Annotated in this window: 6 protein-coding genes; 5 read left to right on the forward strand and 1 reads right to left on the reverse strand. The window is 67.5% G+C overall.

Features of this window, described 5'->3' with window-relative positions; genetic code table 11:
• The first annotated feature begins 5 nt into the window (after positions 1-5).
• The 4 genes from manA to FCI23_RS19520 all read left to right on the forward strand — a co-directional run bounded on the left by manA (position 6) and on the right by FCI23_RS19520 (position 4,549).
• On the forward strand, positions 6-1,205 hold the full coding sequence (gene manA, locus FCI23_RS19505) for a mannose-6-phosphate isomerase, class I (protein ID WP_136725208.1): 1,200 nt from the start codon (positions 6-8) through the stop codon (positions 1,203-1,205).
• An 86-nt stretch (positions 1,206-1,291) separates the two neighbouring features.
• On the forward strand, positions 1,292-2,221 hold the full coding sequence (locus tag FCI23_RS19510) for a cation diffusion facilitator family transporter (protein WP_136725186.1): 930 nt from the start codon (positions 1,292-1,294) through the stop codon (positions 2,219-2,221).
• 183 nt (positions 2,222-2,404) lie between these two features.
• A complete protein-coding gene (ahcY, locus tag FCI23_RS19515; protein WP_136725187.1) occupies positions 2,405-3,856 on the forward strand; it encodes an adenosylhomocysteinase in 1,452 nt (483 codons plus the stop codon).
• 78 nt (positions 3,857-3,934) lie between these two features.
• On the forward strand, positions 3,935-4,549 hold the full coding sequence (locus FCI23_RS19520) for a hypothetical protein (protein ID WP_136725188.1): 615 nt from the start codon (positions 3,935-3,937) through the stop codon (positions 4,547-4,549).
• A 13-nt stretch (positions 4,550-4,562) separates the two neighbouring features.
• On the opposite strand, the gene FCI23_RS19525 is transcribed toward FCI23_RS19520, so the two are convergent.
• The gene (locus FCI23_RS19525) at positions 4,563-5,444 is read right to left on the reverse strand and encodes an RDD family protein (protein ID WP_136725189.1); all 882 of its coding nucleotides are present in this window, start codon (positions 5,442-5,444) and stop codon (positions 4,563-4,565) included.
• A 100-nt stretch (positions 5,445-5,544) separates the two neighbouring features.
• Between FCI23_RS19525 and FCI23_RS19530 the strand changes: the two genes are divergently transcribed.
• Entirely contained in the window at positions 5,545-6,552 is a 1,008-nt protein-coding gene (locus tag FCI23_RS19530) for a stage II sporulation protein M (protein WP_136725190.1), read from the forward strand.
• Positions 6,553-7,189: the final 637 nt, after the last annotated feature.

A 7,189-nucleotide genomic window follows, 5' to 3' on the forward strand; every position in this document is an offset into this window, starting at 1 on the left:
GTCACATGGACCGCCTCACCAATACCGTGCGCCCCTATGCCTGGGGCTCCACGACCGCCATACCCGAGCTGCTCGGCACCGAGCCCACTGGCGAACCGCAGGCCGAGTTGTGGATGGGCGCGCACCCAGGCACCCCGTCGCGGATTGATCGAGGCAGCGGCCCGGCCGCACTCAACGACGTGATCGACGCCGCCCCTTCCGCTGAACTCGGTGCCCCGGCCGTCGCCCGGTTCGGCCCCCGGCTGGCCTTCCTCCTCAAGGTCCTGGCGGCGGGTTCGCCACTCTCCCTCCAGGTCCACCCGGACCTGGCCCAGGCGCAGGCAGGCTTCGCCGACGAGGAGGCGCGCGGCATTCCCGTCGACGCTCCGCACCGCAATTACAAGGATGCCAACCACAAGCCCGAGATGATCGTCGCTCTCGCTCCGTTCGACGGGCTGTGCGGCTTTCGTCACCCGGCAGAGGCCGCCGCCCTTCTCGCGGGTCTCGGCGTGGACTCCCTCAAGCCCTACGCTGACATTCTTCATGCCCGCCCCGAGTCGGCCGCGCTCCGCGAAGTCCTCACCGCCGTCCTCACCGCCGACCGCGAGACGATGGCCGGCACCGTCACAGCCGCCACCGAGGCCGCCACCCGCCTCGCGGCTGAAGACGGCCCGCACGCAGCGGCCTACGCGGCATACGCCTCCATTGCCCACGGCTATCCCGGCGACCCGGGCGTCATTGCCGCCATGCTGCTCAACTATGTGCGTCTACAACCCGGCGAAGCCCTCTACCTCGGTGCCGGCGTCCCGCACGCCTACATAGCCGGCCTCGGAGTCGAGATCATGGCCAACTCCGACAATGTCCTGCGCTGCGGCCTCACCCCCAAACACATCGACGTCCCCGAACTGCTCCGCATCGTCCGCTTCGAAGCCACCGACCCGGGCGTCCTGCGCCCGGAGACGTCCGCCGAGGGCGAGGAGCTCTACGAGACCCCTATCGATGAGTTCCGTCTCTCCCGTTACATCCTGGCCCCCGGGACCGGCCCCCGCCTGCTCGCCGACCGTACGCCGCAGATCCTGCTCTGCACCGAAGGCTCGGTCCGGCTACAGTCCGCCGACGGCAGCGAACTGCTGCTGGCCCGGGGCGAGTCCGCCTTCGTTCCGGCGGGCGAGCAGGTCCGGCTGACGGGTGATGGCACCGCCTTCCGTGCCACTGTCGTAGCCTGACGAACCGCTCAGGACCGGGCCTGCAAGAATGACCGCTCGCAAAGGCTGAGCAAAGGCCGGGCCGAAGGAAGGGACATCCCGCACATATGAGCGCGTCAGGCGGAACCAAGGCGATCGTCGCAGCATTGGGCGCCAACCTCGCCATCGCGGTAGCCAAGTTCGTGGCATTCGCGTTCAGCGGGTCGTCGTCCATGCTCGCCGAAGGCGTGCACTCGGTCGCCGACTCCGGCAATCAGGCGCTGCTCCTGCTGGGCGGCAAAAGGTCCCAGAAGGCAGCCGACGAGGAGCACCCCTTCGGCTACGGCCGCGAACGGTATATTTTCGGCTTTCTCGTCTCGATCGTCCTGTTCACCATCGGCGGCGTCTTCGCGCTCTACGAGGGCTACGAGAAGATCCGGCACCCGCATGACGTCGAGCACTGGTACTGGCCGGTCGGCGTCCTCCTCTTCGCGGTCATCGCCGAGGGCTTCTCCTTCCGCACCGCTATCGCCGAGTCCAACGGGCACCGCGGCAAGCAGTCCTGGGTCCGGTTCATCCGTACGGCCAAGGCTCCCGAGCTGCCCGTCGTCCTCCTTGAGGACTTCGGTGCGCTCGTCGGCCTCGTACTGGCACTGTGCGGTGTCGGCATCGCCCTGGCCACCGGCGACGGCGTCTGGGACGGTATCGGCACGCTCTGCATCGGCATCCTGCTCGTCCTGATCGCCCTTGTCCTCGCCGCCGAGACCAAGTCGCTCCTCCTCGGTGAGGCAGCAGGCGCCGAGTCCGTCGCCAAGATCCGCGACGCCATCCTGGCCGACGACAGCGTCGTTCGCATCATCCACATGCGCACCCTCCACCTCGGCCCCGACGAGCTCCTCGTCGCCGCCAAGATCGCCGTCCACCATGACGACACCGCCGCCGAGGTCGCCCGCGCCATCGACGCCGCCGAAGCCCGCGTCCGCGAGGCCGAGCCAATCGCACGTGTCATTTACCTCGAACCTGACATCTACAACGAGTCCCGGGCCAACCCCGTGTAGATTCGTAGGCAGAGCCAGACGTCGCTGCTGATGGCGGTCGGGCGGTCCACATGGGTCGGCCGAGGGAGAGAGGGCCTCCGACGGGCTGAGCTGCGGCGAGGGGACGGGTATGTCCGCATGCCCACTCCGCGCTCGCGGCAGAAAAGCCGTTGTCCACCCTCGAACCATCTGCGAGGAGACTGAATGTCCTCCGTCACTAGCGACTTCAAGGTCGCAGACCTCTCCCTGGCCGATTTCGGCCGCAAGGAGATCACTCTCGCCGAGCACGAGATGCCCGGCCTGATGTCGATCCGCAAGGAGTACGCCGCCACCCAGCCGCTGGCGGGCGCCCGGGTCACCGGCTCTCTGCATATGACCGTGCAGACCGCCGTCCTGATCGAGACTCTGGTAGCGCTCGGTGCCCGGGTCCGCTGGGCGTCCTGCAACATCTTCTCCACCCAGGACCATGCCGCCGCCGCGATCGCGGTCGGCCCTGACGGCACCCCGGACAGCCCGCGCGGCATCCCGGTCTTCGCCTGGAAAGGCGAAACCCTGGAGGAGTACTGGTGGTGCACGGAGCAGGCTCTGACCTGGCCGGACAGCCCGACCGGTGGCCCGAACATGATCCTGGACGACGGCGGCGACGCCACGCTCCTGGTGCACAAGGGCGTCGAGTTCGAGAAGGCAGGCGCGGCCCCGGATCCCTCCACCGCGGACAGTGAGGAGTACGCCCAGATCCTCACCCTGCTGAACCGCACCCTCGGCGAGAGCCCGCAGAAGTGGACCCAGCTCGCCTCCGAGATCCGCGGTGTCACCGAGGAGACCACGACAGGCGTCCACCGCCTGTACGAGATGCAGCGCGACGGCTCGCTGCTCTTCCCGGCGATCAATGTCAATGACGCGGTCACCAAGTCGAAATTCGACAACAAGTACGGCTGCCGCCATTCCCTCATCGACGGCATCAACCGCGCCACCGACGTCCTCATCGGCGGCAAGGTCGCGGTCGTCTGCGGATACGGCGACGTCGGCAAGGGATGCGCGGAGTCGCTGCGCGGCCAGGGCGCCCGCGTCATCATCACCGAGATCGACCCGATCAACGCGCTCCAGGCCGCGATGGACGGCTACCAGGTCACCACGCTGCAGGACGTCGTCGAGACCGCCGACATCTTCGTCACCACCACCGGCAACAAGGACATCATCCTGGCCGAGGACATGGCCAAGATGAAGCACCAGGCGATCGTCGGCAACATCGGCCACTTCGACAACGAGATCGACATGGCCGGTCTCGCCAAGCTCCCCGGCATCGTCAAGGACGAGGTCAAGCCGCAGGTCCACACCTGGACCTTCCCCGACGGGAAGGTCCTCATCGTCCTCTCCGAGGGCCGCCTGCTGAACCTCGGCAACGCCACTGGTCACCCGTCGTTCGTGATGTCCAACTCCTTCGCGGACCAGACCCTGGCCCAGATCGAGCTGTTCACCAAGCAGTCGGAGTATCCGACTGGCGTGTACGTGCTCCCCAAGTACCTGGACGAGAAGGTCGCCCGTCTCCACCTCGGCGCCCTCGGCGTCAAGCTCACCACGCTCCGCCCCGAGCAGGCCGCCTACATCGGCGTCCCGGTCGAGGGCCCGTACAAGTCGGACCACTACCGCTACTGACAACGTCAGCAGCCAGTGCCACCACGCAGGCCCCCGCCCCCGGCGGGGGCCTGCGCCGCATCCCCATAAGGTCGATCCATGCCCCGCGGCCGCTACTCGTTCCACGACACCCATGACCACACCCCCCTGGGCTCTGAACACTTCCACTGCGCTCCAGGCCCCTCCGGCTGGCGCTACACCGCTCAGATCACCACCCCCGCCGGAGACCACTCCGGCTCCGTCGACCTGACCGTCGACGACCTCGGGCGCCCCATCCGCCTCGAACTCCACGCCGCCAGCTGGCAGGTCCGCGGCGCGGCGATTGACGGCGTCACCTGGGTCCGCACCGACCCCACCGGCGAACATGCCCAGGAAGGCAATGTCCCCGCCCACGCCTTCACCGGCGCCTCGCCCGCGTTCCTCATCGCCACAGCCCGGCTGCTCCGCCTGGAGCCCGGCGCCCCCGCCACCCGCGTACGTCTCGTCACCTTCGCACCCCCCGTGCTTGCCCCCCGGACCCTGGACCAGTCCTGGGTTCTGGTGAAAAGAGAAGCACACGCCACTGACAACGGCCTGCTGCCAGTCGACGAATACCAGGTCGCGGACCTCGCCACCGGTGAGGTGAGCACCGTTCACATCGCCGGCGACGTGGTCCTCTCCGCCCCCGGCATCGAACTCGAAGACCTCGAATCGCCCCCGTCGGTCTTCACCTGACGGACCCGCGGCGTCAAGCGGGTGGCGCGAATCCTGTGCCCCGTGCAGATGGCCGCTCGGCAGGGAGTACCGGCTCCACGGCAGGTCCAGCTCCAGCTCCAGCCGCAGGCGGGGCCACCGCCGCAAAAGGCACGACGGACTGCGGTGCCCCGAAAGCCCGCTGCGCGTCCCGCGCCTGCCGTTCGGCCACGATCGCCGCCAAAAACGCCGCCGGCGGCGTCCCCGGCGGCACCGTCACCGCCGCGCGAGCGGCAACATCAGCCGCCAGCCGTTCGCCCATCGCCCAGCCGACCTGCGGATCCAGTTGCTGTATACGGGTCAGATACTGTCGCACCGCGAGCCACAGCCCCTCCGGCACCCCCGACAGATCGGCCCCGGCCAACGGCCCGGCCAGCCACGGCGGTGGCGTCGGCAACACGTCCCACGCGCGCTGTACCGGAACCCGCTCCCGTACGACCAGGGTCCCCGCGAAAACATCACCCAGCCGCCGCCCCCGCGCGGATACCAGCGACGCGATGCACGCGATCACGCCAAACGACATCTGGATCTCGAACACCCCGACCACACCCCGCACGAGGGCATGCCGGAAGCGGATCGGACCGCCGTCGTCCCGTACCACCCGCAGCCCACACGCCAGTTTTCCCAGCGAACGACCACGCGTCAGTGTCTCCACCGCGATCGGCACCCCGATGAGGATGAGTAGCAACGAGGCCACGGACACCGCCGCAGCTGCGGCGGTGTCCAGGGAAGACGTTGCCGCGACCAGTCCGATCATGATGACGATGTAGCCACCCATGTACACGATCAGGTCCAGCGCCACGGACAGCGCCCGGCTCGGCAGCTTCGCGGGCTGCAGCCCGAGAGCCACTGCCTCGCCCGTCACCAGTTCGCTCACCCGAGCACCCCTCCTCGATATCACTCCCCGAACCCCTGCACGAACAGTCTGCCCCTTCTGCCAAGCTGGGACCTCACGACTTCCGCAGGAGCACCGGCACATGGACCTCGACGTATTCGTCGCCGCCCACCGCCACGAGTGGGACCGGCTGGACACCCTGCTGCGCCGCGGGCGCCGCCTCACCGGAGAAGAGGCGGACGAACTCGTAGTCCTCTACCAGCGCACCGCGACTCACCTGTCACTGGTGCAGTCCAGCGCTCCCGACCCCACCCTCGTGGGCCGCCTAACCACCCTCGTCGCCCGTGCCCGCAGCGCAGTCACCGCAGCCCGTACCGCGAGCTGGCGCGACATCGTCCACTTCTTTGGCAGCGCCTTCCCCGCCGCCGTCTACCGCACGCGCCACTGGTGGGTGCCGACGGCACTGCTCTCGACCGCCCTCGCCGCCCTGAGTGGCTGGTGGATCGCCGCCCACCCCGAAGTCCAGGCCACGCTCGGCGCGCCGGAGTACCTGCGCCAGATGACCCGCCCCGGTGGCGATTATGAGACGTACTACTCCAGCCACCCCGCTGCCTCCTTCTCCGCCCAGGTCTGGACGAACAACACCATGGCTGCCGCCATGTGCATCGTCCTTGGCGTTCTCCTTGGTGTCCCCGTCCTCTTTGTGCTGTGGCAGAACATCCTGAACCTCGGCATCGGCATCGGCCTCATGGGCTCCGCCGGGCGCCTCGACGTCTTCCTCGGCCTGGTGCTCCCGCACGGGCTGCTTGAACTCACCGCTGTCTTCGTTGCCGCCGGCACAGGCCTCCGCCTCGGTTGGACCGTGATCGACCCGGGCCCCCGTCCCCGCCGCGCCGCACTCGCCGAGGAGGGCCGCGCCGCCATCGGCATGGCTGTGGGCCTCGCGGCCGTGCTCTTCGTATCCGGTGCCATAGAAGGCTTCGTCACTCCCTCAGGCCTGCCGACCTGGGTGCGCATCTCCATCGGGGTTCTCGCTGAGTTGCTCTTTCTGGCGTATGTCTACGTCGTCGGCCGACGGGCGGCCCAGGCCGGCGAGACCGGTGACCTGGGGACCGCTGACCGGAGCGAGGCTCTGCCCACGGCTGCATGATGTGCTCGGTGTGCATCCAGGGGCTGTGACCTGCTAGTCTCCTGTTCGCCCCAAGGACCTGTTGACACAGGCTGACTGGGGAGGTAGATTTTAACGGTTGCCTCGAAGTAGACACAGTCGAGGCCAGCGGCTAGAATCTAGTCCGCTTCAAAGAAGATCGAGCGCATAATCCAACCCCGAGAGAATTCTCTGGATGGAACCGCGCCTCGCGATTTCGGAGAGGCACCAACCCCCGAATCGCATCGGATACGTTCTGATAGAGTCGAGGAAGCGCGAAAGCCGGAAGGCAGAAACGCTCAAATGGTAGGAATCCCGCCAGCGGGAATCGGGCCTGAAAGGGTCTGGTAGGCTGGGAAACACGAAGGGAAAGCCCGGAGGGGCCGGTGAGACGGTCTCGAAGGAAGCTTCCGTTCCTTGAGAACTCAACAGCGTGCCAAAAGTCAATGCCAGACTATAAAATACCCCGGGCAGGCCGGTTTCCGGTTCTGCTTGAGGTTCCTTTGAAAAAGTCCTTCCGCTTGCGGGAGGCGATTACACAGCGAGGATGTTGTGCGCCTCGGGCTTATTCCGCCCGGTGGTGCCGCTCTTGCGTGGTGCGATAAGCATTCATGGAGAGTTTGATCCTGGCTCAGGACGA

This window comes from Actinacidiphila oryziradicis (assembly GCF_005047355.1).
Classification (GTDB): domain Bacteria; phylum Actinomycetota; class Actinomycetes; order Streptomycetales; family Streptomycetaceae; genus Actinacidiphila; species Actinacidiphila oryziradicis.

Excerpts from the sequence above, each read along its gene's own strand:
- manA (WP_136725208.1), top strand. The coding sequence starts at position 6 with ATGGACCGCCTCACCAATACCGTGCGCCCCTATGCCTGGGGCTCCACG.
- FCI23_RS19530 (WP_136725190.1), top strand. The coding sequence starts at position 5,545 with ATGGACCTCGACGTATTCGTCGCCGCCCACCGCCACGAGTGGGACCGG.
- FCI23_RS19510 (WP_136725186.1), top strand. The coding sequence starts at position 1,292 with ATGAGCGCGTCAGGCGGAACCAAGGCGATCGTCGCAGCATTGGGCGCC.
- FCI23_RS19520 (WP_136725188.1), top strand. The coding sequence starts at position 3,935 with ATGCCCCGCGGCCGCTACTCGTTCCACGACACCCATGACCACACCCCC.
- ahcY (WP_136725187.1), top strand. The coding sequence starts at position 2,405 with ATGTCCTCCGTCACTAGCGACTTCAAGGTCGCAGACCTCTCCCTGGCC.